This is a genomic window from Micrococcaceae bacterium Sec5.1 (genome assembly GCA_039636795.1).
GTDB lineage: Bacteria > Actinomycetota > Actinomycetes > Actinomycetales > Micrococcaceae > Arthrobacter.
In genome coordinates this window covers 4,529,846-4,551,191 of record CP143430.1, presented here as the reverse complement: position 1 = coordinate 4,551,191, position 21,346 = coordinate 4,529,846, and the positions used below count along the sequence as shown (strand labels likewise).

21 protein-coding genes are annotated in these 21,346 nt (G+C 61.5%); 12 read left to right on the top strand and 9 right to left on the bottom strand.

Annotation, left to right across the window (positions count from 1 at the left end):
* Positions 1 to 16: 16 nt before the first annotated feature.
* Entirely contained in the window at positions 17 to 712 is a 696-nt protein-coding gene (locus VUN82_20745; protein ID XAS71487.1) for a GNAT family N-acetyltransferase, read from the bottom strand.
* A 171-nt stretch (positions 713 to 883) separates the two neighbouring features.
* On the opposite strand from VUN82_20745, the gene VUN82_20740 reads away from it, so the two are divergent.
* Complete coding sequence (locus tag VUN82_20740; protein ID XAS71486.1) at positions 884 to 1,780, top strand: rhodanese-related sulfurtransferase; 897 nt, start codon at positions 884 to 886, stop codon at positions 1,778 to 1,780.
* Positions 1,781 to 1,792: 12 nt separating this feature from the next.
* On the opposite strand, the gene VUN82_20735 is transcribed toward VUN82_20740, so the two are convergent.
* Together VUN82_20735 and VUN82_20730 are read right to left on the bottom strand one after the other, a co-directional pair.
* Positions 1,793 to 2,326, bottom strand: a complete 534-nt coding sequence (locus VUN82_20735; protein ID XAS71485.1) for a DUF6023 family protein — start codon at positions 2,324 to 2,326, stop codon at positions 1,793 to 1,795.
* A 51-nt stretch (positions 2,327 to 2,377) separates the two neighbouring features.
* A complete protein-coding gene (locus VUN82_20730; protein ID XAS71484.1) occupies positions 2,378 to 2,821 on the bottom strand; it encodes a hypothetical protein in 444 nt (147 codons plus the stop codon).
* A gap of 92 nt (positions 2,822 to 2,913) precedes the next feature.
* Here VUN82_20730 and VUN82_20725 point away from each other — a divergent pair, with 92 nt between their 5' ends.
* The 7 genes from VUN82_20725 to proC all read left to right on the top strand — a co-directional run bounded on the left by VUN82_20725 (position 2,914) and on the right by proC (position 11,748).
* Positions 2,914 to 4,563 carry a methyltransferase gene (locus tag VUN82_20725; protein XAS71483.1) on the top strand — a complete coding sequence of 550 codons (1,650 nt, stop codon included), beginning with the start codon at positions 2,914 to 2,916 and terminating at the stop codon, positions 4,561 to 4,563.
* On the top strand, positions 4,560 to 5,270 hold the full coding sequence (locus tag VUN82_20720; protein XAS71482.1) for a helix-turn-helix domain-containing protein: 711 nt from the start codon (positions 4,560 to 4,562) through the stop codon (positions 5,268 to 5,270). The genes VUN82_20725 and VUN82_20720 overlap by 4 nt, the downstream gene beginning before the upstream one ends.
* A gap of 113 nt (positions 5,271 to 5,383) precedes the next feature.
* A complete protein-coding gene (gene topA, locus VUN82_20715) occupies positions 5,384 to 8,107 on the top strand; it encodes a type I DNA topoisomerase (GenBank protein XAS71481.1) in 2,724 nt (907 codons plus the stop codon).
* Between the two features lie 75 nt (positions 8,108 to 8,182).
* Complete coding sequence (locus tag VUN82_20710; GenBank protein XAS71480.1) at positions 8,183 to 8,617, top strand: SseB family protein; 435 nt, start codon at positions 8,183 to 8,185, stop codon at positions 8,615 to 8,617.
* Between the two features lie 89 nt (positions 8,618 to 8,706).
* Positions 8,707 to 9,843, top strand: a complete 1,137-nt coding sequence (locus tag VUN82_20705) for a Ppx/GppA phosphatase family protein (GenBank protein ID XAS71479.1) — start codon at positions 8,707 to 8,709, stop codon at positions 9,841 to 9,843.
* 1 nt (position 9,844) lies between these two features.
* The gene (locus VUN82_20700) at positions 9,845 to 10,678 is read left to right on the top strand and encodes a sugar phosphate isomerase/epimerase (protein ID XAS71478.1); all 834 of its coding nucleotides are present in this window, start codon (positions 9,845 to 9,847) and stop codon (positions 10,676 to 10,678) included.
* A 239-nt stretch (positions 10,679 to 10,917) separates the two neighbouring features.
* On the top strand, positions 10,918 to 11,748 hold the full coding sequence (gene proC / locus VUN82_20695) for a pyrroline-5-carboxylate reductase (GenBank protein XAS71477.1): 831 nt from the start codon (positions 10,918 to 10,920) through the stop codon (positions 11,746 to 11,748).
* A 17-nt stretch (positions 11,749 to 11,765) separates the two neighbouring features.
* Here proC and VUN82_20690 read toward each other — a convergent pair whose 3' ends face one another.
* The 3 genes from VUN82_20690 to VUN82_20680 are packed head-to-tail and all read right to left on the bottom strand — an operon-like array spanning position 11,766 to position 14,060.
* Positions 11,766 to 12,452, bottom strand: coding sequence for a TrkA family potassium uptake protein (locus tag VUN82_20690; protein ID XAS71476.1), 687 nt, complete (start codon positions 12,450 to 12,452; stop codon positions 11,766 to 11,768).
* Positions 12,445 to 13,878: a potassium transporter TrkG gene (locus VUN82_20685; protein XAS71475.1), complete on the bottom strand. Its 1,434-nt coding sequence runs from the start codon at positions 13,876 to 13,878 to the stop codon at positions 12,445 to 12,447. Before VUN82_20685 ends, VUN82_20690 begins: the two co-directional genes overlap by 8 nt.
* A 44-nt stretch (positions 13,879 to 13,922) precedes the next feature.
* Positions 13,923 to 14,060, bottom strand: coding sequence for a hypothetical protein (locus tag VUN82_20680; GenBank protein ID XAS71474.1), 138 nt, complete (start codon positions 14,058 to 14,060; stop codon positions 13,923 to 13,925).
* Between VUN82_20680 and VUN82_20675 the strand changes: the two genes are divergently transcribed.
* Positions 14,059 to 15,207, top strand: a complete 1,149-nt coding sequence (locus tag VUN82_20675; protein XAS71473.1) for an acetoin utilization protein AcuC — start codon at positions 14,059 to 14,061, stop codon at positions 15,205 to 15,207. The genes VUN82_20680 and VUN82_20675 overlap by 2 nt on opposite strands.
* Before the next feature lie 18 nt (positions 15,208 to 15,225).
* On the opposite strand, the gene VUN82_20670 is transcribed toward VUN82_20675, so the two are convergent.
* Positions 15,226 to 15,702 (bottom strand): hypothetical protein, encoded by a 477-nt coding sequence (locus tag VUN82_20670; protein ID XAS71472.1) that lies wholly within the window; start codon positions 15,700 to 15,702, stop codon positions 15,226 to 15,228.
* 155 nt (positions 15,703 to 15,857) lie between these two features.
* Here VUN82_20670 and VUN82_20665 point away from each other — a divergent pair, with 155 nt between their 5' ends.
* Positions 15,858 to 16,412, top strand: coding sequence for a metalloregulator ArsR/SmtB family transcription factor (locus VUN82_20665; protein ID XAS71471.1), 555 nt, complete (start codon positions 15,858 to 15,860; stop codon positions 16,410 to 16,412).
* A 217-nt stretch (positions 16,413 to 16,629) separates the two neighbouring features.
* On the top strand, positions 16,630 to 17,967 hold the full coding sequence (gene gdhA, locus VUN82_20660; protein XAS71470.1) for an NADP-specific glutamate dehydrogenase: 1,338 nt from the start codon (positions 16,630 to 16,632) through the stop codon (positions 17,965 to 17,967).
* Positions 17,968 to 18,050: 83 nt separating this feature from the next.
* Here the strand turns inward: gdhA and VUN82_20655 are convergent, their stop codons facing one another.
* Entirely contained in the window at positions 18,051 to 19,382 is a 1,332-nt protein-coding gene (locus VUN82_20655) for an alpha-hydroxy acid oxidase (GenBank protein XAS71469.1), read from the bottom strand.
* A 91-nt stretch (positions 19,383 to 19,473) separates the two neighbouring features.
* On the opposite strand from VUN82_20655, the gene VUN82_20650 reads away from it, so the two are divergent.
* A complete protein-coding gene (locus VUN82_20650) occupies positions 19,474 to 20,172 on the top strand; it encodes an FCD domain-containing protein (protein XAS71468.1) in 699 nt (232 codons plus the stop codon).
* 70 nt (positions 20,173 to 20,242) lie between these two features.
* Here VUN82_20650 and VUN82_20645 read toward each other — a convergent pair whose 3' ends face one another.
* Positions 20,243 to 21,271, bottom strand: coding sequence for a LacI family DNA-binding transcriptional regulator (locus VUN82_20645; GenBank protein ID XAS71467.1), 1,029 nt, complete (start codon positions 21,269 to 21,271; stop codon positions 20,243 to 20,245).
* Between the last annotated feature and the right edge of the window lie 75 nt (positions 21,272 to 21,346).

Here is a 21,346-nt window from a genome sequence, read left to right as displayed (position 1 = left end):
CGCTAAACAAGCGCTCTCACGCTACGGAGAGGTCGGAACCTTCACTGCTGCTGACGGACATCATCAGAACGTGGCACACCACGTCCCACCCAAGGTGGGAGTAAAGCTTTTGGCCGTCCAAGGATGCCAGGAGAAGCCCGTTCTGGACGTCGTGCTCGAACGCTTGGGCGGCGAGGGCCTTCATGATGAAACTTCCAAGGCCGCGGCGCTGGAACTGAGGTTCAGTAACGATCTTGTCGAAGACTGCGGTGCCGTTGACCACGTATACCCGGCCGCTCGCGGCCACGTTCTCGCCCGAGTGGACCACCGCATGATGGACGCCGTTGGTTTCCGAGGTAGCGAGTTCGAGGTCATCGTCAGGCAGCCAGGGGTCCTCGGAATCCTGGGTTTCCATGTCCACGATCATCATCGTTTGTGAAGCGGAAGTGACATTCAGCCCGTGCTGCTCGGCCAAGTACTTGTAGCGCTGGACGTCGTTGGTCAGCACGGTCAGGATCCGTGTCTCGGCTTCGGCAGTCTTAGCCGCCAGCGCGGCGAACTCTTCATCGGAGGGATCGTGGGCGAAATACTCCCAGTCACCCGTCTTGTCGGCCCGCAGCGCGGCGGGGAAGCGTCCCTCTTGACGCGACTCATAGCCCCGGCAGCCGGACCAGCCGGCCACCCAGACTTCCAAGAGGTGCGCGATGTCTTCAACCAAGGCGTCTGGACTCATGTAGAGAGACTATGTCAGCGCCCGGGGAAGCAACAGGGTCCGGTCAGAGGAACAATCCGTGCTTATGAAATTGTGACTTCGACGCGTGGAACTGAACCCATGCTCTCTAGGTTTTCAGTGGGTCTGTCAGCGAGGCGCAGAGGATTTTAGTCCACCCAGTACCCTTTAATAGTGGCTTTAAACCGGATCGTACTTTTCTATGGCTTTACCCCGATCGCCGACCCCGACGCCGTGCGTCTGTGGCAGCGTGCCCTCTGCGAGAAATTGGGCCTCACCGGCCGGATCCTGATCTCCAAGGACGGTATTAACGCCACAGTTGGCGGCGAGCTCAACAACATGAAGCAATACGTGAAAACCACCCGCGAATACAAGGGCTTCCACGACATCGACTTCAAGTGGTCCGAGGGCGGGGCCGCCGATTTCCCCCGCCTCAGCGTTAAGGTCCGCGACGAGATAGTTTCCTTCGGGGCTCCCGGGGAACTGAAGGTCGACGAAAAGGGCGTGGTGGGCGGAGGCAAGCATCTCCAGCCTGAAGAACTTCATTCCCTGGTGGACGCAAAGAAAGCGGACGGGGAAGAGGTGGTGTTCTTCGATGGCCGCAATGCCTTCGAGGCGCAGATCGGCAAGTTCAAGGACGCCATCGTTCCGGACGTCGCCACTACACATGACTTCATCACGGAACTGGAATCCGGCAAGTATGACGCCCTCAAGGACAAGCCCATTGTCACTTACTGCACGGGCGGCATCCGCTGCGAGGTGCTCTCCAGCCTGATGGTCAACCGTGGTTTCAAAGAGGTTTACCAGCTCGACGGCGGGATCGTTCGCTACGGCGAAACCTTCAAGGACAAGGGCCTCTGGGAGGGCTCGCTCTATGTTTTCGACAAACGCATGCACGTAGAGTTCAGCGACGAAGCAAAGACCATCGGAGAGTGCGTCCGCTGCGCCGCGCCCACCAACAAGTTCGAGAATTGTTCCAACCTGAGCTGCCGGACACTGACCCTTTACTGTGCAGAATGTGCCTCAAGTCCTGAAACCCTTCGCTGCCCCGGAGGCTGTGAAGTCGCCTGAGGCGCAACTCAATCAGAGCCTGCTGACCCGGTAAGCGAAATTCGCGTCGGATCTGGCACCCACAGTGATGGCCAGGATGGCGTCCTTTTCCAACTGCACCACGCTCACCCGGGCATTGGCGCATCCCAAGGTCAGGTCAACCAAAGCCGTCTCGCCCACGCTGACTGCGAATGAAACGCGTCGAGTGCCTCGGCATGCCAGTGTCACGGCATACGTTCCGCCGGGCAACTGCACGGTCTGTTCAGTTCTGGACTCGCCGGAGTTCAGGAATCCGCTGCTGGAATAGAACGATTGCCCCTGCGATTCCGGCAAGGCCGCTTTGGCCCACTCTTTCAGGGCCTCACCCGTAACGGTTTGCTCCAAGGCTGGGTCGGGAGGAAGCACGACATTGCTGCCGGTAGTGTCTGTGGGGCTGGAATCGGCACGCCCGCCGTCGTCATAGGTGTACTCGCACGCCGACAGCGCGCTACACAGCACGAGCAAGAGTCCGACGGCGGCACTTGCCAGCCGTCTGGACATAACCGAGCCAGCCACCTTGCTGCCCATATGGTGACTTTACGCTTGCCCGGAGGCCCGCCATAGGGCTGCGGAAGGGGTTTAATTAGCGCTGGGTACCAGCTGGTACGCAAAGATCAGCGGGGCATCCACACTGCTCGTGGAGATACTAAGAGCGGCAGTGGCGGGGACTTTGATCTTCACCATTTCAAGGCTGCCGTTGCAGGCGGCTCCCGCATCGGCAATTTGCTTTCCACCGGATGAGACGGCGAAGAACACCTTCCCTCCTCCATCACAAGCCATCATGAGTGTGTAATTCCCCGCGGGAACGCTGGGTGAGTCCTTAACGAAGGGGTCGCGGTTCAGGATCTTGCCGGAATCCTCCAACGTCACGGTGCTGGCTGTGGGAAGAATCTTGTCTTTCCATGCCGGTACGTCGGCATGTTCGACGCTGACCGGACCCTGGCAGGCTGTGGCCGCCAGCAGCGTCCCCGCAGCAATGACAACAAGGCCTGCGCGGCGCCTTGTGGAGGAGAGGTTGAGCATGCTTCCACGCTACCGGGTCCCACAGCAAGGTTTTGTCCACATAGCCCAAACCACGAACGCCTGCCATGAAGCAGCCCCCATAGACTTGCAATGTGACTCAAACCCCCGAAATATTTACGGTTGGCAACACTGACGACGCCCCACGCAGCGACCACCCGGAGCTCCTGGTGTCGCTCGCCTCTGACCTTCGCGCCATCTCATACACGGTCGACGGCGTGGCGGAGCTTCTGGGGGAATCCGCCTATGCCGCACTGAACAGGGACCAGATCATTCCAGCGTTGTTGGTGAGCGAACGCTTGTCCAAGAGCGGCGTGGAAACCACCCGTGCGCTGTCCGTCATAGTGCGGCTGTGGTTGCTTGCTGTCCCACAGCCCCAGTCCGATGTTGACTTTGCGCTCCCCACCATCGGTGCCCAAGGCCTCGCCCGGCTCGGACTTGTGACCCTGGAGGCCGGCGTTGCCACGGCCAAGGTGGATCTACGCCCCTACGGCTGGGAGGCCAATGAAGATGGCAGCGGGGGAGCGGAGCTTTGGGTGGCCAGCGATCTCGCTGCCCACCAACAAGCAGGGGTCCTGAGGCACGATCATGTGCTGGGGATAGGGCGGGCATCAACAACCCTTGTGCAAACAACCATCAGGCAGCACACGCATCGTGCGCTGGATCTCGGGACAGGCTGCGGCATCCAGACGTTCCACTTGTTGCATCACTGCGAACACGTCACGGCAACCGACATTTCCGAGAGGGCGCTCGCCTTCACCCGTTTCAATCTGGTCCTCAACGCTGCGGAACTGGACCTGGATCCAAACAACCTGGAAGCGCGCGTGAGCCTGCGCCTGGGCTCGCTCCTGGAACCCGTGGCAGGGGAGCGCTTCGGCCTCGTCGTCTCTAATCCGCCGTTTGTCATTACTCCGCGCAGCACAGGCGAGTCCTCGGCTGACCAATTTACGTACCGGGACGGTGGCCTACCCGGTGACGAGATCGTCGCATCGTTGGTGCGAACGTTGGCCGATGTCCTTGAACCCGGCGGCACAGCCCAGATGCTTGGCAACTGGGAGATCCCCGAAGGGACCCAGTGGCATGACCGGCCTTCCACATGGCTCCAAGATTCGGGTTTGGATGTTTGGTTCATTCAACGTGAGCAGTTGAACCCGGAGCAGTACGCCGAGACGTGGCTGCAGGACGCCTCGGAGAACCGGGACCGCAGCCACTACCAGGAGTCGTACGCCGCGTACCTCGAGGACTTCGGATCGAGGGATGTCGAAGGAATCGGCTTTGGCATGATTTGGCTACGCCGCCCACAAAGTTCAGACGAAGTACGCTTCAGCCGGTTTGAGGAAATTACCTACCCCATTGAGCAACCCATCGGACCCCACCTCGGCGCGGCCGTGGAGCGCGCCGACTGGCTTGCAGCCAGCAGTTTGCCGGAAGTACACCTTGTAGTGGCCGAGGACGTCACCGAAGAGCGCCATCAGCGTCCTGGGGCTGTGCATCCAGGCGTGATCCTCCTCCGGCAGGGGGCTGGCCTTCGTCGGACAAACCTGCTCAGCACAGAGCTGGCGGGCTTTGTTTCTGCTTGTGATGGCGAATTATCCGTACGGCAGATTGTCGGCGCCTTGGAAGCACTCCTGGGAGGCACAGACGACTTCGATTCAGGATCCTTCCGCGAAGGGCTTCTTGCCGAAGTGCGGAATCTCGTCCTGGATGGCTTCCTCCTTCCCGACGTGCCGGAGGCGTCCGCATGAACAGTGCACGGCCGCCGCGGCCACTCCGCACCAAGCCCGCGGCAAGTGACCGTGATTACACTGAGGAAGTGATTGCGAACAACGAGACATCCCAGGCGTCAGGCGATACCCCCCGGCGCAAGAGGGCCGAGAAAACGGTTGAGATAACCGATCCCAAGGCCATCCGCGCCTTGGCGCACGCTGCCCGTCTCGAAGTCATCTCCGAGCTCTACGCCACGCAGGTAAGCCACACGGCTACTGAGCTCGCGGCCCGTACCGGCCTGACCCCAAGTGCCATGAGCTACCACCTTCGCGCACTGCAAAAATGGGGGATCGTAGCCCCGGCCGAAAATGCCGGCGATGCAAGGGAACGCCGGTGGAAGGCTGCTGGAACTGATTTCCGAATTTCAGGCGGCAGCGCGGCCAGCCCGGAGATCGCAGTGGTCGATCTTGAGCTGGACGCCTTCCGGCGAAGGGCATCAGCTTTTGCCAAGGCCCGCGGGGAGCGCCGGCAGCGTGGCGAAGCGGCGGAAGAACCGGCGTCGGTGGTGCTGGCGAGCAATTTGCTGTACTTAACCAACCAACAGCGCAAGGAGCTTTCTGAGCGGATCCGGGAGGTCCTGCGGGAGTACGAACTCGAAGACCCAACCCGGATTCCGCAAGGTGCCGAGCGTGTTGCTACTCTGTGGTCAATGATCCCGGATGACCGCATGGCACCTGGGCACTAGGGGTCCGGCCAGCCCCCCGGATTTCCACGCCAGAACGCAGGATTCTGCAATCTATGGTGAACTAGGCCAATATGGGCACCAGCCCAATTACACATTTTTTCTGTAGGAGCACCGTGCCCAGCAAGGCAAAAACCGGCAAGAAACTCGTGATCGTGGAGTCTCCGGCCAAGAGCAAGACCATCGCCAAGTATCTTGGCGAGGGCTTCATCGTCGAGGCTTCCATCGGCCATATCCGGGATCTCCCGCAGCCATCGGACCTCCCTGCAGAACTGAAGAAGACCTCGCTGGGCAAGTTCGCCGTCGACATCGAAAACGACTTCAAGCCGTACTACGTCGTATCCCCGGATAAGAAGAAGAAGGTCGCCGAACTCAAGGCCCAGCTGAAAGACGCTGACGCGCTCTATCTCGCAACCGATGGGGACCGCGAGGGCGAAGCCATCGCGTGGCACCTCCTTGAGGTCCTTAAACCCAAAGTTCCCGTGTATCGCATGACCTTTGGTGAAATCACCAAGGAAGCGATTCACCGTGCCATGGATAACCTGCGCGACGTCGACACCGCACTGGTTGATGCCCAGGAAACCCGGCGTATCCTGGACCGGCTCTACGGCTATGAAATCTCACCGGTTCTGTGGCGCAAGGTTGCCAGGGGACTCTCCGCGGGACGCGTGCAGTCCGTGGTTACCCGCATGGTGGTCGACCGTGAACGCGAACGTATGGCCTTCCGGGCCGCCTCCTACTGGGACCTGACGGGCCAGTTCGGAGCCGACTCGGGCTCGTTCAACGCTAAGCTTGCCGCAGTGGACGGTTCCAAGGTGGCCAGTGGTCGTGACTTTAACGACAACGGCCAGCTCACATCCTCCAACGTGGTTCACCTCAACGAGGAACTCGCAACGTCATTGGCCGCAGGTCTGCAGAACGCCGATTTCCGCGTTCGTTCGGTAGACACCAAGCCGTACACCCGGCGCCCTGCCGCACCGTTCACCACCTCCACGCTGCAGCAGGAAGCCGGCCGAAAGCTCCGCTTCTCCTCGAAGAGCACCATGCAGGTCGCCCAGCGCCTGTACGAAAACGGCTACATCACTTATATGCGTACGGACTCCTCTGCCTTGAGCGATGAAGCTGTCACAGCAGCCCGCCGCCAGGCTGCGGAGCTCTACGGCCCCGAGTACGTGCCCCAAAGCCCCCGCGTGTACGCCAACAAAGCTGCAAATGCGCAAGAGGCCCACGAGGCCATCCGCCCCGCAGGTGACTCGTTCCGCACTCCCGCCCAGGTGGCCAAGCAGCTCAGCGGCGACGAATTCCGGTTGTACGAGCTCATCTGGAAGCGCACGGTCGCATCCCAGATGGCCGATGCCAAGGGCTCCACAGCCACCATCCGGCTGGGTGCCGTAGCAGCTGACGGACGAGACGCTGAATTCTCGGCCTCGGGTACCGTCATCACCTTCCCCGGCTTCCTCGCCGCTTACGAGGAAGGCAAGGACGAGAGCCGCGGAGATGACGACTCCGATGAAGCGCGCCGCCTGCCCAACGTGGCCAAGGATGACTCCCTGACGGCCTCGGACATCGTGGCCGTGGGGCACGAGACTTCACCGCCTCCGCGGTACACGGAAGCGTCGCTGACTGCTGAGCTGGAAAAGAAGGGCATCGGCCGTCCATCGACCTATGCCTCCACGATTTCCACCATCCAGGATCGCGGTTATGTCCGCAAACAAGGTTCTGCCCTGGTTCCCAGCTGGATCGCTTTCTCGGTGATTCGTTTGCTGGAGCAGCACTTCACGGATTATGTCGACTACGAGTTCACCGCCGACATGGAAGGCGATCTGGACAAGATCGCCAACGGCCAAGCCGTGGGCGCAGCATGGCTGAAGCACTTCTACTATGGTGAAGACGCTGATCCCGGGCTGTTGAGCATCGTGAACAACCTCGGCGAAATTGACGCCCGGGAGATCAACTCCGTGCCCATTGCCGAAGGCATCACCCTGCGTGTGGGTAAGTTCGGCCCGTACCTGGAAAGCAGCATCCCCACCGTTGATGAGAAGACCGGTGAAGTGGTGGAGTCCGCTCGGGCCAACGTCCCGGAGGAACTCGCACCGGATGAGTTGACAGCCGCCAAGGCAATCGAGCTCATGGAAACTGCTGCTCCCGAGGAACGTGTCCTGGGAACCGATCCACACACCGGCCATACCGTGGTTGCCAAGAACGGCCGTTACGGCGCCTATGTCACCGAGATCATCCCCGAGATGACCGAGGAACAACTGGCAAACCAGCCTGTTGAGTATTACAAGAACGGCAAGCCCAAGCCTCCAAAGAAGCCTGTGAAAGCCAAGCCACGCACAGGTTCGCTGTTCAAGTCCATGACCGTGGACAGCGTCACCCTGGATGAGGCCCTGCAGCTGATGAGCCTGCCCCGGGTGCTTGGCGAGGACGCTGAAGGAAATGTCATCACCGTCCAGAACGGCCGGTTCGGACCTTACCTGAAGAAGGGCACGGACTCCCGTTCCATCGGATCGGAAGAAGAGATCTTCACCATCACCCTGGAACAGGCCTTGGAGATCTACTCGCAGCCCAAACAGCGTGGTGCACGGGCCGCCGTGGCGCCGCTGGCCGAGTTCGGCCCGGATCCCGTGTCGGAGAAGAACATCGTGGTGAAGGAGGGCCGTTTCGGTCCGTACATCACTGACGGCGTTACGAACATCACGGTCCCGCGCTCAACCTCCCTTGAGGAACTGACCCGGGAACGCGCCGTCGAACTTCTTGCCGAGAAGCGGGCCAAGGGCCCCGTCAAGCGGACCACTACCCGCAAGGCGCCAGCCAAGAAGGCAACAGCCAAAAAGTAAAGCAGCAACAAGACAGGTTGCCGTCCGGGAAGCAAGCGAATTGCGTCCCGGACGGCATCGTGGTCGAGTAGAAGCATGACTGAACAGACGGCTTCACCGGACAACGGACCCTTGAACGACCTCGAAGCGAAGCTCGCCTTGGCTGAACAGCCGGACGCCAACCCGGTGGACGTCATCCTTGCTTTCCTGAACAACGAGGTCTACCTCATCAGTTCCGAAGCAGTGGACGGACCGGATTCTGCAGTAGAGCCGTTGGTCCTTTCGAACGCCGACGGACAGCCCGTTCTGGCGGTGTTCAGCCACCCGAGCCGCGTGGACGAGCGTTTCCTGGAAGCCGCTCCGCACATTCTGGGGACCATGGGTTCAGCGATCCTTGGCAACATCGGCGACGAACTGGGCATGGTCATTAACCCTGGAAGCGAATATGGCTTCGAAATCGATCCTGAAGGGATCGCCAACATCCGCCGCGACTTCAAACGGGCAGACGAAGCAGGGGAGCCAACGGAATAGCTGGCATCCTGGTCACGGGACGTCCGCCTGCCAGCGAAACGTGGACGCCAAGTTGCTTCCCCGGCCTCGAATCGGTGAATAATGGCAGAATGCGTCTTGGCGTTCTCGATATCGGTTCAAACACCGTCCACCTGCTGCTCGTGGATGCCCATCCCGGCGCCCGCCCAGTGGCTTTTGCCTCCCACAAACGGCCACTTTCCCTGGTGCAATACCTCGACGGTGATGGCAACATCAACGACGCCGGACAGACTGAGCTGATTGAGTTCGTCCTGGAGGCGTGGGAATTCGCAGCGCGCCACAAGGCTGAGGATTTGCTCGCGTTTTGTACCTCGGCGATCCGTGAGGCAACCAACGGAGCCGAGGTCCTGGCCCGGGTCAAACACGAGACCACGGTGACTCTCCAGGAGCTCACTGGCAGCGAAGAAGCGTCGATGACCTTCTTTGCCGTTCGTCGTTGGTACGGCTGGGGCGCCGGCCCGATTCTGGATCTGGACATTGGCGGTGGATCCTTCGAAATGGCGTATGGCACGGACGAACTCCCGGAATTCGCTACATCCGTTCCCTTGGGAGCCAGCAGGCTGACGCGGGATTGGCTCCACGAAGATCCACCCAGCGCGAAGAGCGTCAAGGAGTTGAGGCGGTACATCCGCTCTACGCTCAAACCTGTTGTCCGCAACTTTCACGAGCTCGGCCGCGCCAACCTGGTGGCAGGGACCTCCAAGACGTTCCGCTCCCTTGCCCGGATCGCCGGTGCTGCCCCCAGCGGAGCCGGTCCTTATGTAAAACGGGAACTCCACGCCGCCGATCTTGGCTTGTGGGCCCAGCGCATATCCGCCATGAAGGTCGAGGACCGGTTGTACCTCCCCGGCGTTTCAGATGCGCGCGCCCGCCAGTTGCTGGCCGGGGCTCTGGTTGCAGAAGCCGCGTTGGAACTCTTCGAATTCCCTAAAATGGAAATTTGTCCGTGGGCTCTGCGTGAAGGGCTGATCCTTCGCCGCCTGGACCAGTTGGTCTTCGAGGACGCAGTGGATCCCGCCCCACACGTCGGGAAGCGCAAGAAGGACAAGTCCAAGAAAAAAGCAGTCAAGGAAGGCGACAAGACGACGGACAACGACGAGCCCCAGCCCAGCTTTGAGGAGTTCCCGGTGCCGCTGAACACAATGCCAGTGAACAACCCTGCCCCTGCACCAATCCCGGCACCTGCTGCAGGCGGGCTGGCTTCCTGAGATGAGTACCGACGTCGAGCCCTTTGCAAATAACCGCCACATCCCGGTGGCGCTGTCCAGTGCCTCCGTTTATCCGCTGAGCGTCCATGATGCTTTCGCGGTTGCCCAGGACCTTGGCTATGAAGGCGTTGAGGTCATGGTCACCAACAACGCCGTGAGCCAGAATCCTGACGCACTCATCCAGCTGAGCCATCGCTACCACCAAGAGATCGTCTCTATTCACGCGCCCACTTTGCTGCTCACCCAGCAAGTCTGGGGAGCTGCCTGGAACAAGATCGAGAAGTCGTGCCAGATGGCCAGGGAAGTTGGCTGCGACACCGTGGTGGTCCATCCGCCATTCCGCTGGCAGTCGAACTATGCCGAGAACTTCGCCGCGGGTGTTCGGGAGATCGCGGCGATGTACCAAGTGCACATCGCGGTGGAGAACATGTACCCGTGGCGCGTCCGCGGACGGGAGGCTGTTGCCTACCTTCCGCACTGGGATCCGTTGGGACAGGATTACGACGACGTCACCTGGGACTTCTCGCATGCGGCAACTGCGGGGGCGAACAGTTTGGAAGCAATCCAGGCACTGGGCAGCAAGCTCCGCCACGTTCACCTCACGGATGGTTCGGGTTCGGGAAAAGACGAGCACTTGGTGCCGGGCACAGGGACACAGCAGTGTGCCGATGCCCTGCAACACCTTGCGTCCAACGGCTTCAATGGTGTTGTAGTGGCGGAGATTTCAACCCGCAAGGCCAAGGTGGCGGGCGAGCGCGAAGAAATGTTGGCGGAGACGCTTCGTTTCGCGCGGCAGCACCTCAGCATCCCGCTGGTGCGCTCACACGATAATTAGTAGCCAACGCAATTAAAAGCGAAAGCACCGGCGGCCGAATCGGGAAATGGGGGAAAACCCGCCCCGGCCACCGGTGCTGTTGGCGGACATCCCCATGCCCGCCTCATCACTCGCACCCTCAATGAGGTAACTACTAAGTTACGGACCAAGGTTGGGTGCTGCCTGCAATATTCTTGGGAACAAGCTGGGAATCCGGACAGCGTTCGACCCCTCCATGGGCAAACTGCCATGATGGTGCAATGAGCAACCGAATCGCATTCCTTGGCTGTGGATCCATGAACGAGGCAATTCTGGCCGGTCTCCTTGCCGCCGGAACTGACCCATCTGATGTCGTCGCCACTGTCCGACGTGCCGAGCGTGCAGAAGAGCTTGCGCAGCGGTACGGCGTTATGGCGATCGCCGGCGAGGAAGAGCCGGACAACAACAAGCTTGCAAGCAAAGGTTCCGGCATAGTCATCCTTGGCGTCAAACCAATTGGCATTACAGACCTTGCCCGGGAAATCAGCCCGGCACTCGCGAAGGACACCGTTGTTGTAAGCGTGGCAGCTGCGGTCTCCATCGCACAGCTTGAGGCCGCCCTTCCAGAGGGGCAGCCGGTGATCCGCACCATGCCGAACACACCCGCAAAGCTGGGGCGCGGCGTCGTATCCGTCTCGCCCGGAACGCACTGCACGCCCGAACAGCTGGAGAAGGTGAAGGCAGCGCTGGCAGGTGCCGGCAAGGTTGTGGAGGTGCCCGAGGAACAAGTGGACGCTTTGTCCGCCATCAGTGGATCCGGCCCCGCCTACGCGTTCTATTTGGCTGAGGCCATGGCCGCTGCGGGTGTTGAGCTGGGGTTGGACGCCGAACTGTCGGTCATGCTGGCCCGCGAAACGGTGGCGGGCGCCGGTTTCATGCTGGCGGAACCGGGTGCGGACCCCACTGCACTTCGAGTTGCCGTAACCAGTCCCAACGGAACCACCGAGCGGGCTATCGCAGCATTCGACGACGGCGGGATCCCCAGGATCATTGCCGAAGGAGCCCGTGCAGCTGCTACCCGGGCTGCGGAGATCACCAAGCAGTTGGGCTGATCCCCAACCAACCGCACCTACGGTCGCGCTGCGAAGCGCTCCAGGAGGTCAACGTGTCCGGACACGATCAACATGTCGTGGCCGGACACCTTGGTTTCCGGCCGCGCATACGTGAAGTCCTCGCCGGGAGTCTTCACGCCGACGATCGTCACGCCGTATTTGGAGCGCACCTTGGATTCTTCCAGGGTGAAGCCCACAGTTTCCTTGGGCGGATACATCTTGACGATCGCATAGTCGTCGTCGAACTCGATGAAGTCCAGCATGCGCCCTGAGACCAGGTGCGCGGCACGGACCCCTGCGTCGGCTTCCGGGTAGATCACGTGGTTTGCGCCGATCCGGCTGAGAATCTTGCCGTGGGATGGGGTGATCGCTTTAACCCAGAGGTGTTGGATGCCCAGGTCCACCAGGTTCACAGTGATGAGTACCGAGGACTCGATGGACGTGCCCACGCCTACCACGGCGGAGCTGAACTCCTGGGCCCCCAGCTGGCGCAGGGCATCGATGTTGGTGGCGTCGGCCTCCACCACGTGGGTGAGCACGGGCGCCCATTTCTGGACAAGGGTGCGGTCACGTTCAATCGCCAGGACTTCCCGGCCTTGCTTGACCAATTGCTCGGCTGTGGCCGACCCGAACCGGCCAAGGCCAATGACCAGCACTGGTGCGTTGTGGGCGGGACGGTTGGGCGCCCCTGTGGTACTAGCCAATGATTGGCCTCTCTTCCGGGTAGTGGTACAGCTGGCTGCGCTGGCGCAGGGCCAGGCCGGCAGCGAGGGTTACGGTGCCCACACGGCCTGCGAACATGAGTACGGTCAGGACGTAAACGCCCGACGGCGGCAGCTCGGCGCTGAGGTTGGTGCTCAGTCCCACGGTGGCAAAGGCCGAGATGGTTTCAAAGAGCACTCTGTCCAGTGTTGCGCCGCTGATGGAGAGCAGCAGGAATGCCGCGACCGAGACAAGGGTGGCACCGGCAACGATCACGGAAATCGCCACCCGCATGGTGCCTTGGGGAATCGTTCGGCCGTAGACCTTCACGTCGGCATCGCCACGGGCCTCGGCGACGATGGCGAGGAACATGACGGCGATGGTGGTCACCTTGATGCCGCCGGCCGTGGACGCCGAGCCGCCGCCGGCAAACATGAGGGCATCGGTGAGGAGCATGGTGGTGGATTCCATGTGGTTTTGGTCCACCAGGTTGAATCCGCCTGAGCGCGTCATCACGGAAGCAAAGAGGGAATGGATGAGCTTGTCACCCAGGTCCATGTGCGCGATGGTCCGCACGTTGTCCCATTCCATGAGCGCCCACAGGACTGTGCCGGCGAGCAGCAGTATGAAGGACACCTGGATGGTGATCTTGGTGTGGAGGTTCCACTTCTTCCAGTTCAGGCCGTTCTGTTGGAGGACCATCACTACGGGGAAGCCGAGGCTGCCGAGGAACACGCCCAGCATGAGTGGAACGAGGATCCAGAGGTCGGTCTCGTAGGGGACGATGCCGTCCGAGTGCGGCGTAAATCCGGCATTGTTGAAGGACGAGATCGAGTAGAAGACCCCGTGCCAAACCGACTGCCAGAAGGGCTCTCCGAGGAGCATGAAGCGGGGGATCAGCGCAAGGGCAAGCGCGCCTTCGATCACCACGGAGGTCACGATGACGATGCGGAGCAGCGTACCCACTTCACCAAGCCTGCCGGCGTTGTTCATGGCTTCCTGGGCGATGAGCTTGCCGCGGACACCAAGCCGCTTGCTGACCATGAGCGCCAACAGTGAAGCCAGGGTCAGGGTGCCAAGGCCGCCCACAAAGATGCCCACCAAAATAATGAGCTGGCCGAGGAAGGACCAGTGGGTGGCGGTGGAAACCACGGTCAGGCCCGTAACACAGACACTGGAAACTGCCGTGAACATGGCCTGGTGAAGAGGAGTAGGTTCGCCCGACGCCGAGGAAAATGGCAAAGACAACAAGCCTGTGAAGAGCAGGATCACCGAGGCGAAAGCGACCAAGGCCAAACGGGCCGGGGACGTGTTGGCGATGTTGTCGATGAAGTCGCGCGCACGCGTGAAAATCCATAGACCTTCACGTTCCTGCTGGCCGGGTTGCCAGTTGGCCGGGCTCACGGAGCGCGACTGGCTTTGAGACATGGGGTTCTTCCTCGGTTGAACATGCTTTCCTGAGTAGTAAACCACTATTCCTGCGGCGTAACCGGGCGGTAGTGCAGCGCGGCCTCAGGTAGCCTGTTCTGGATGAACTCCAGGCTTGGAACAACTGCTTCCAGCATTACGCGATCCGCACTGCCAACGACGGTGGTGTGGGATCCAGCCATGACTGCTTACAACTTTGGTCCCAGCCATCCTATGGCCCCGCAGCGCCTGGAGTTAACGGCGAGGCTCGCGGAATCCCTTGGTCTTTTCAACCACAGCCATGTGGCGGTGGAGGCGCCGGAGCTGGCCACCGACGTCGATCTTTGCTCGGTGCACAGCGCCGACTATGTGGAGGCCGTCCGCCGGGTGAGCGAGAATCCTGGCATGCCGGAGGAAGGGCGTGGTCTGGGGACGGAGGATGATCCTGCGTTCGCCGGTATGCATGAGGCCAGCGCCCGGCTCGCCGGTGGCTCTTTGCTCGCTGCGGAATCCATTCTGTCCGGCAACGCCGTCCGTGCCGTGAATTTCAGTGGCGGAATGCACCATGCAGCACGTGACCGCGCCAGCGGTTTTTGCGTCTACAACGACGTCGCGATTGCCATCCAACGGCTGCTGGATGGCGGCGTGCAGCGCGTCGTCAGCATCGACGTCGACGCCCACCACGGCGACGGAACCCAAAGCATTTTTTGGAATGACCCCCGCGTCATGACGATTTCCCTGCATGAGTCCGGTCTTACCCTCTTTCCGGGAACGGGTTTTGCCAATGAAACCGGTGGCCCTGATGCGCAGGGCACGGTTGTCAACGTCGCGTTGCCGGCGTTCACCGGAGATGCCGCGTGGCTTCGCGCCTTCCATGCGGTGGTACCGCAGCTGGTTGCCGCCTTCAATCCCGAGGTGATTGTCAGCCAGCATGGCTGCGACTCGCACCGCCTGGATCCATTGACGCACCTCAACCTCAGCGTGGACGGGCAGCGTGAGGCGGCCAGCGCCGTGGCGAGCCTCGCCGCCAGGTACTGCGATAACCGCTGGATCGCCACAGGCGGGGGCGGCTACGACGTTACGGGTGTTGTGCCACGTGCCTGGAGCCATCTGATCGGGATGGTGACACAGCGGCCGGTGCCCTTGAGCACCCCCGTGCCAGAAGCATGGCGTAACTATGTCAGGGAAACTTACGGGGTGTGGGCTCCGGAGTCGATGGGCGACGACGTGGATGTTTGGTGGCGCTCTTGGGAAGTTGGATACGACCCAGCGGACGAGGTGGACCGCACGGTCATTGCCACACGCAAGGAGATCTTCCCTTTGTACGGGTTGGATCCCTGGTTCGATTAGCTGGTCTTGACTCGCCAGCTATGGCTCGGACTTCTCCGTCTGGAAGACCACGCCCGCAGCACCCACGAGCCAGCCCAGCAAAGACAACGCAAAGGCTCCGATGAGGTCCGTGGACGCTTGGCCCTTGAACAGCCATAGCACCAGGACCAGCAAGCCCATGGTGATGTAAACCATGATCGCGAATATCACCCGTCCCGATAAACGCAGGGCAACCTCCGCCGGGCTGACGAGGGGACCGGATTCGCCAGCGTTCGTGTTGTCCCGCTTAACCTCCGAGATAGTGAACCCGAGTGCAGATGCCGTAAGCGAACTCAGGGACGTTGCGAGGACTCCCGCCGCGGTAACCAACGCTCCGTTCAGCTCAGGGGCGCTCAACCCACCGGTTGGAACCCAGGTGCCGACCCGGAGGAGCACCGCACTCCACACGAAGACGAATACGGCAAGGAACACCCCGGCGATGATGTTGAAGATTTGCCGCCGAAGGAAATCAGTCATTGCCCGCACCCCGTGCTTTTGGCGGCCGGGGCCTGGGAGCCCGGACGGACCGTGAGTCCGTTTTAGCATCGGCTCTTGATAGGGTCAACGATCCGGCGCCGTCGCGGCGCGAAACAGGGATGCCATTTGGCGTATATGTCGCTAGGGTGGGAGGCATGGTGACTGACGACGTATTTGCCGTCATAGCTGAGGCAACCAGGCGCGACATCCTGGTTTCACTCCGCTCTGGGGATAAAGCTGTAGGCGAATTGGTGGAAGAACTGGCTGCAAGCCAGCCCACTATCTCCAAGCATCTGAAGGTGCTCCGTGAGGCTGACCTCGTCAGCATGCGCGCCCAGGGGCAGAAGCGCTACTACGCGCTGAACCCGAAACCGCTGGCGGGCGTAGCCACGTGGCTGGAAACGTTCGACGTCGGACCCTCGGCTGCTGCCGCCGTCGGACCTTCCGTGGAAGCAGCTCCTCAAACGGTGGCTTCTGCTTCGCTTGTGGAACCCACTGTGCCGGATGTCATCGAAACTCGTGCAGACGCCGTTAGCAAGGCCGTGAAAGTCCACTCAGATGGGATGCCCGTCTCGCTGGAACTCGCATCGGACGATACCGTCCCGCAGCAGATCGGCCGGACTGTTGGCCGCGCTGCCACTAAAGCCGCGGACCTGCTGGCTAACCTCCCGAACCTTCCCAACCTCCCGAAGTTCGGTCGCAAGCGCTAGTGCGCTATATTCAAGCAATCCAACGTGATCTTGGACACCTTGTGAGGTTTCGTTAAGGTCAGGTTTCCTTGCGGTTGCGCGGATTTTCTACAGTCGTGTTAACTCCGGGCCGAAGGTCACAATCCCATCGGATGGAGATCCTACATCCATTGGTGCAACCATGAGCGGGACTGAATCGTCTCGCCGCCGGTCGGCGCACTGAGGGATAGGAAGACGCATGGATTCGAGGCTCGAAGCCGTCAGGGACACCGTGTTGGCGCGGAATCCAGGCGAGAAGGAGTTCCACCAGGCTGTCACCGAGGTCTTCGAAAGCCTGGGGCCGGTTCACGATCGGCACCCCGAATTCCTGGAAGGCGCCGTGCTGGAGCGTCTCTGTGAACCCGAACGGCAGATCATCTTCCGCGTACCGTGGACCGACGACGTTGGCCGGGTCCACGTAAACCGCGGTTTTCGGGTGGAGTTCAACTCCGCGCTCGGTCCCTACAAAGGTGGGCTACGGTTCCATCCCTCCGTTTATCTGGGCATCGTCAAGTTTCTAGGCTTTGAGCAGATCTTCAAGAATGCCCTCACAGGCATGCCGATCGGCGGCGGCAAGGGCGGCTCCGACTTCGATCCGCGCGGACGCTCGGATGCCGAGATCATGCGGTTCTGCCAGTCGTTTATGACTGAGCTCTACCGCCACATCGGCGAGTACACGGACGTCCCTGCTGGCGACATCGGCGTTGGTGGACGCGAGATCGGCTTCCTTTTCGGCCAGTACAAGCGCATCACCAACCGTTACGAATCCGGGGTCCTCACCGGCAAAGGGATTTCCTGGGGTGGCTCGTTGGTCCGGCCGGAAGCCACGGGCTATGGCACGGTGATCTTTGCCCAGGAGATGCTCAAGACCCGCGGCACTTCCTTCGACGGCCAACGTGTTGTGGTGTCCGGTTCCGGAAATGTAGCCATCAATGCGATTGCCAAAGCGCAGTCGCTCGGTGCAACTGTGGTGGCCTGTTCCGACTCGTCCGGTTACATCGTGGACGAGGCTGGGATCGACGTCGGGCTTTTGCGTCACATCAAGGAAGTGGAGCGCGCCCGGCTGACGGAATACGCGCTTCGACGGCCCGGATCCAATTACGTAGCGGGTGGCTCGGTGTGGGACGTGAACGGCACGGTCGCGCTGCCTTGCGCCACCCAGAACGAGCTCGACGGCGATGCTGCCGCCAAGTTGGTCAGCAACGGCCTGATCGCTGTGGCCGAGGGGGCCAACATGCCCTCCACACGGTCGGCCGTGTCAGTGTTTCAGGAAGCCGGCATTCTGTTCGGGCCGGGCAAAGCCGCCAACGCCGGGGGTGTTGCTACGTCCGCACTGGAAATGCAGCAGAACGCCAGCCGTGATTCGTGGTCGTTCGAGCACACTGAACAGCGGCTTACGGAGATCATGGTGGGCATCCACGACCGCTGCGCAGCAACCGCCGAAGAGTATGGTTCGCCTGGTAACTACGTGGTGGGCGCCAACATCGGCGGCTTCGTCAAGGTAGCCGACGCCATGCTGGCTCAAGGCCTGATCTAGCGCCGTCCTTGCCCAACTGGGTAGCAGATGAGGCCGTTATGAGCGTTCATAACGGCCTCATCTGCTACTTACTTGGGCGGGCGCTAGTGCTGAAGGAGCCGCACGTGGTCCGGGTTCAGGTCCGAGACTTTGCTGACGCCCAGCAGCGCCATGGTCCGGGTCATGTCCTTCTCGAGGATCTGGATGGTGCGGTCCACGCCTTCGCGTCCGCCGGCCATGAGTCCGTAGAGGTAAGCGCGTCCGATCAAGGCAAAGTGTGCCCCCAAGGCGAGAGCTGCCACGATGTCGGCGCCGCTCATGATGCCGGTGTCCAGCATGACGGCAGCCTTGCTGTTGTCAGCCTTCAGCGCCGAAGTAACCTCGGGAAGCAGGTGGAACGGGATGGGTGCGCGGTCCAGTTGGCGGCCGCCATGGTTGGACAGGACGATGCCATCAGCGCCGTGGTCCACCACCTTGCGGGCATCCTCAACGGTTTGGATGCCCTTGACCACGAGCTTGCCCTTCCAGGTTTCACGCAACCAGTCCAGGTCCTCGTAGGTCAGTGTGGGATCGAACATTGAGTTGATGAGGTCCGCCACCGTGCCGGTGTAGCGCGACAGCGACGCAAAGGTCAGAGGCTCGTGCGTCAGGAAGTTGAACCACCATGCGGGTCGGTAGGACGCATCCAGGACGGTCTTGAGCGTCAGTGCCGGCGGGATGGTCATGCCGTTACGGACGTCCCTCAGGCGAGCCCCCGCTACAGCGGTATCTACGGTCACCATGAGGGTATCGTTGCCTGCTTTGGCGGCGCGCTCGATCAACTCCAGAGAGCGGTCGCGGTCGGTCCACAGGTACAACTGGAACCAGTTGCGGCCGTTCGGAGCGGCTGTAGCAACGTCCTCGATCGAAGCAGTGCCCATGGTGGACAGCGTGTAGGGAATACCCGCGGCTTCTGCGGCCTGCGAACCAGCGTATTCGCCCTCCGACTGCATCATGCGGGTGAATCCGGTGGGCGCGATGCCGAAGGGGAGGCGTGATTCCTTTCCCAAAATGTCGGTGCGAAGGTCAATCCTGGAAACATCACGAAGGATCCCGGGGCGGAATTCGATGTCCTGGAACGCCTGCCGTGCCCGGCGCAGTGTGATTTCTTCCTCCGCAGCCCCGTCTGTGTAGTCGAAGGGTGCTTGTGGCGTGCGACGCTTGGCGATCTCGCGCAGCTCCCAGATAGTGCTGGCGCGCTTGAGACGGGCGGCCTTGCTGAATTCCGGCTTCTTGAACTGCATCAGAGGCGCCAGATCGGACACTTTGGGTATGCGTCGCTTCAGTGCCGGAGGTTGCACGACGGCGGGGGTCGGCTGCGGCGGCCGGCTGACGTTCTCGTCGCTGCCGGCATTGGCCGGAGCGGCTGTGATCTTCGGATCGAGGGTGTCGGTCATGCGGTTCTCCCTTGAAATTCTGTGGTCCTACCACTGTGGTCTAACCACACTCTAAGCCATGTGGTTGGACCACATCAACTAGTATTCCCGTATGCGTACCCACGAACTAGTCCTGCAGTGGATAGAAAAGCAACTATCCGACGGCGACCTCGCCCTCGGCGGACGCCTCCCCGGAGAACGGGCCATGGCCGAGCAGCTGCAGGTATCCAGGACATCCGTGCGGGAAGCTGTGCGGATCCTTGAAGCAATGGGTGTGGTGCGCGCGGGAGTTGGTTCGGGCAAGGACGCGGGAACGGTAGTGATCGCCGAGCCCGGCTCGGCACTGGGCTCGACGCTCCGCCTCCACGTGGCAACGCGACACCTTCCCGTGGCCGACATCGTGGAGACGAGGGTGTTGCTCGAATCCTGGGCGGCTGCGCGGGCAAAGGTTGGTGCCCCCGCGCTCGACGAGGCTGCGGCCTTGCTCGAGCAAATGGACAACAGCCCGGATATTGAGACGTTCCTGGCGCTTGACGCCCGGTTCCACGTGGCACTGGCACAGGCTGCCGGGAACACCGTGGTCAGTGCCATGATGGCGTCATTGCGTGGCGCCATTGAAAACTACGCCGGGAAACTCACCGGAAACCTGCCTGACTGGAAGGCCACCTCGGGCAGGCTTCGGGCGGAACACCACGCGATATTGGCAGCCGTCAACGCGAACGACGGCGGCCGGGCAGCAGACCTTGTGGCCGCCCACATCCAGGGTTTCTACAAGGAAGCCGGAGTGGGCTCGCAGCCTGCCGGGGAATAGAGCAACGCGGGGTCACTTGTGGCCCATGCTGGGCTTCCGGATGGGCCATAAGTGACCCCGCGTTGCATTTCTAGGCGGGCTTGAGAGCCGGGGCCGCGGTGCTCTTGCGGATTTCCATGCGCGGCGAGAACTCATCCTGGGCTTGCGTGGTGGATTCTCCGGCTTGCTGGATCTGTTCCCGCATCCGCCGCCAGGCCAGGCTCCCAAGTTCATTGATGGGAACGGCGGCCGTGGTCAGCGGGGGAGTGGTGTACTTGGCGAACGGGATGTCATCGAACCCCGTTACCGAGATGTCCTCCGGAACCCGCACTCCCCGCTCGTGGAGGCCGCTGAGCAAACCCATGGCGACGAGGTCATTGAAGGCCAGGATGCCCGTTGCGCCACTGGCGATGATGGCCTCGGTGGATTCATGTCCGGAGTCGAAGTTGGACCCGCCGTGGAGCATTTGGAGTTCAGTCTCCGGGTGCTCTTTCCGGAATTTTTCCAGGCCCACCAAGCGCTGGCGGTTGGATGCGCTGTGCTCCGGTCCGGAGAGGAAGGCCAGACGCCGGTGACCCAGGGTCACGAGGTGCTGTGCCAGTTCCTGGATGCCTTGGCCGTAGTCCACGCTGAGACTTGGAGTGTTGGTTGCCACCGTGGTGCGGTTGATCAGAACCAGTGGATGCAGGGTGGGTGCGAGCTCTTCGAGTTCGGCATCGCCCATACGGGGTGCGCAAAGCACCACACCATCGCAGCGGCGGCGGGCTTCTCCGGCAAGGATTGCTTCCTCGCTGGTTACTTCGGAGGAATCTGCGATCAGAACGCGGTACCCGTCCTGGGCTGCCGCAATGCTTAGTCCGCGGAGAATGGCCTGGAAGGTGGGGTTGGCCAGGTCCGGGACAACAATGCCGATGGTGTCGGTCTTGCCCAAGGCCAGGCTTCGTCCGACGGGGTTGGGCTGATATTTGAGTTCGGCCGCTGCAGCCCTGACGCGGGCGGCGATGCCGGGATCCACGGCGGCGTTACCGTTCATGACGCGGGACACTGTGGCGTGCGAGACGCCTGCTTTCTCCGCGACATCGGCTATGCCAACCCGCCGATTGGTGTTCCTCCGTGCCATGTTGCCCCTTCCGGTTGGCAGTCCGCGTGCTGCCCCTGCGTTGGGGCAATGGTTGACGGAACCGCCAGAGTCTTG

What these genes read in the sequence shown, in the direction of transcription:
- VUN82_20745 (XAS71487.1), bottom strand. Translation starts at nt 712, where the DNA reads ATGAGTCCAGACGCCTTGGTTGAAGACATCGCGCACCTCTTGGAAGTC.
- VUN82_20645 (XAS71467.1), bottom strand. Translation starts at nt 21,271, where the DNA reads ATGGCACGGAGGAACACCAATCGGCGGGTTGGCATAGCCGATGTCGCG.
- VUN82_20735 (XAS71485.1), bottom strand. Translation starts at nt 2,326, where the DNA reads ATGGGCAGCAAGGTGGCTGGCTCGGTTATGTCCAGACGGCTGGCAAGT.
- VUN82_20650 (XAS71468.1), top strand. Translation starts at nt 19,474, where the DNA reads ATGCGTACCCACGAACTAGTCCTGCAGTGGATAGAAAAGCAACTATCC.
- gdhA (XAS71470.1), top strand. Translation starts at nt 16,630, where the DNA reads ATGGATTCGAGGCTCGAAGCCGTCAGGGACACCGTGTTGGCGCGGAAT.
- VUN82_20680 (XAS71474.1), bottom strand. Translation starts at nt 14,060, where the DNA reads ATGGCTGGATCCCACACCACCGTCGTTGGCAGTGCGGATCGCGTAATG.
- VUN82_20665 (XAS71471.1), top strand. Translation starts at nt 15,858, where the DNA reads ATGGTGACTGACGACGTATTTGCCGTCATAGCTGAGGCAACCAGGCGC.
- VUN82_20685 (XAS71475.1), bottom strand. Translation starts at nt 13,878, where the DNA reads ATGTCTCAAAGCCAGTCGCGCTCCGTGAGCCCGGCCAACTGGCAACCC.
- VUN82_20730 (XAS71484.1), bottom strand. Translation starts at nt 2,821, where the DNA reads ATGCTCAACCTCTCCTCCACAAGGCGCCGCGCAGGCCTTGTTGTCATT.
- VUN82_20670 (XAS71472.1), bottom strand. Translation starts at nt 15,702, where the DNA reads ATGACTGATTTCCTTCGGCGGCAAATCTTCAACATCATCGCCGGGGTG.
- VUN82_20705 (XAS71479.1), top strand. Translation starts at nt 8,707, where the DNA reads ATGCGTCTTGGCGTTCTCGATATCGGTTCAAACACCGTCCACCTGCTG.
- VUN82_20710 (XAS71480.1), top strand. Translation starts at nt 8,183, where the DNA reads ATGACTGAACAGACGGCTTCACCGGACAACGGACCCTTGAACGACCTC.
- VUN82_20700 (XAS71478.1), top strand. Translation starts at nt 9,845, where the DNA reads ATGAGTACCGACGTCGAGCCCTTTGCAAATAACCGCCACATCCCGGTG.
- VUN82_20655 (XAS71469.1), bottom strand. Translation starts at nt 19,382, where the DNA reads ATGACCGACACCCTCGATCCGAAGATCACAGCCGCTCCGGCCAATGCC.
- VUN82_20675 (XAS71473.1), top strand. Translation starts at nt 14,059, where the DNA reads ATGACTGCTTACAACTTTGGTCCCAGCCATCCTATGGCCCCGCAGCGC.
- VUN82_20720 (XAS71482.1), top strand. Translation starts at nt 4,560, where the DNA reads ATGAACAGTGCACGGCCGCCGCGGCCACTCCGCACCAAGCCCGCGGCA.
- proC (XAS71477.1), top strand. Translation starts at nt 10,918, where the DNA reads ATGAGCAACCGAATCGCATTCCTTGGCTGTGGATCCATGAACGAGGCA.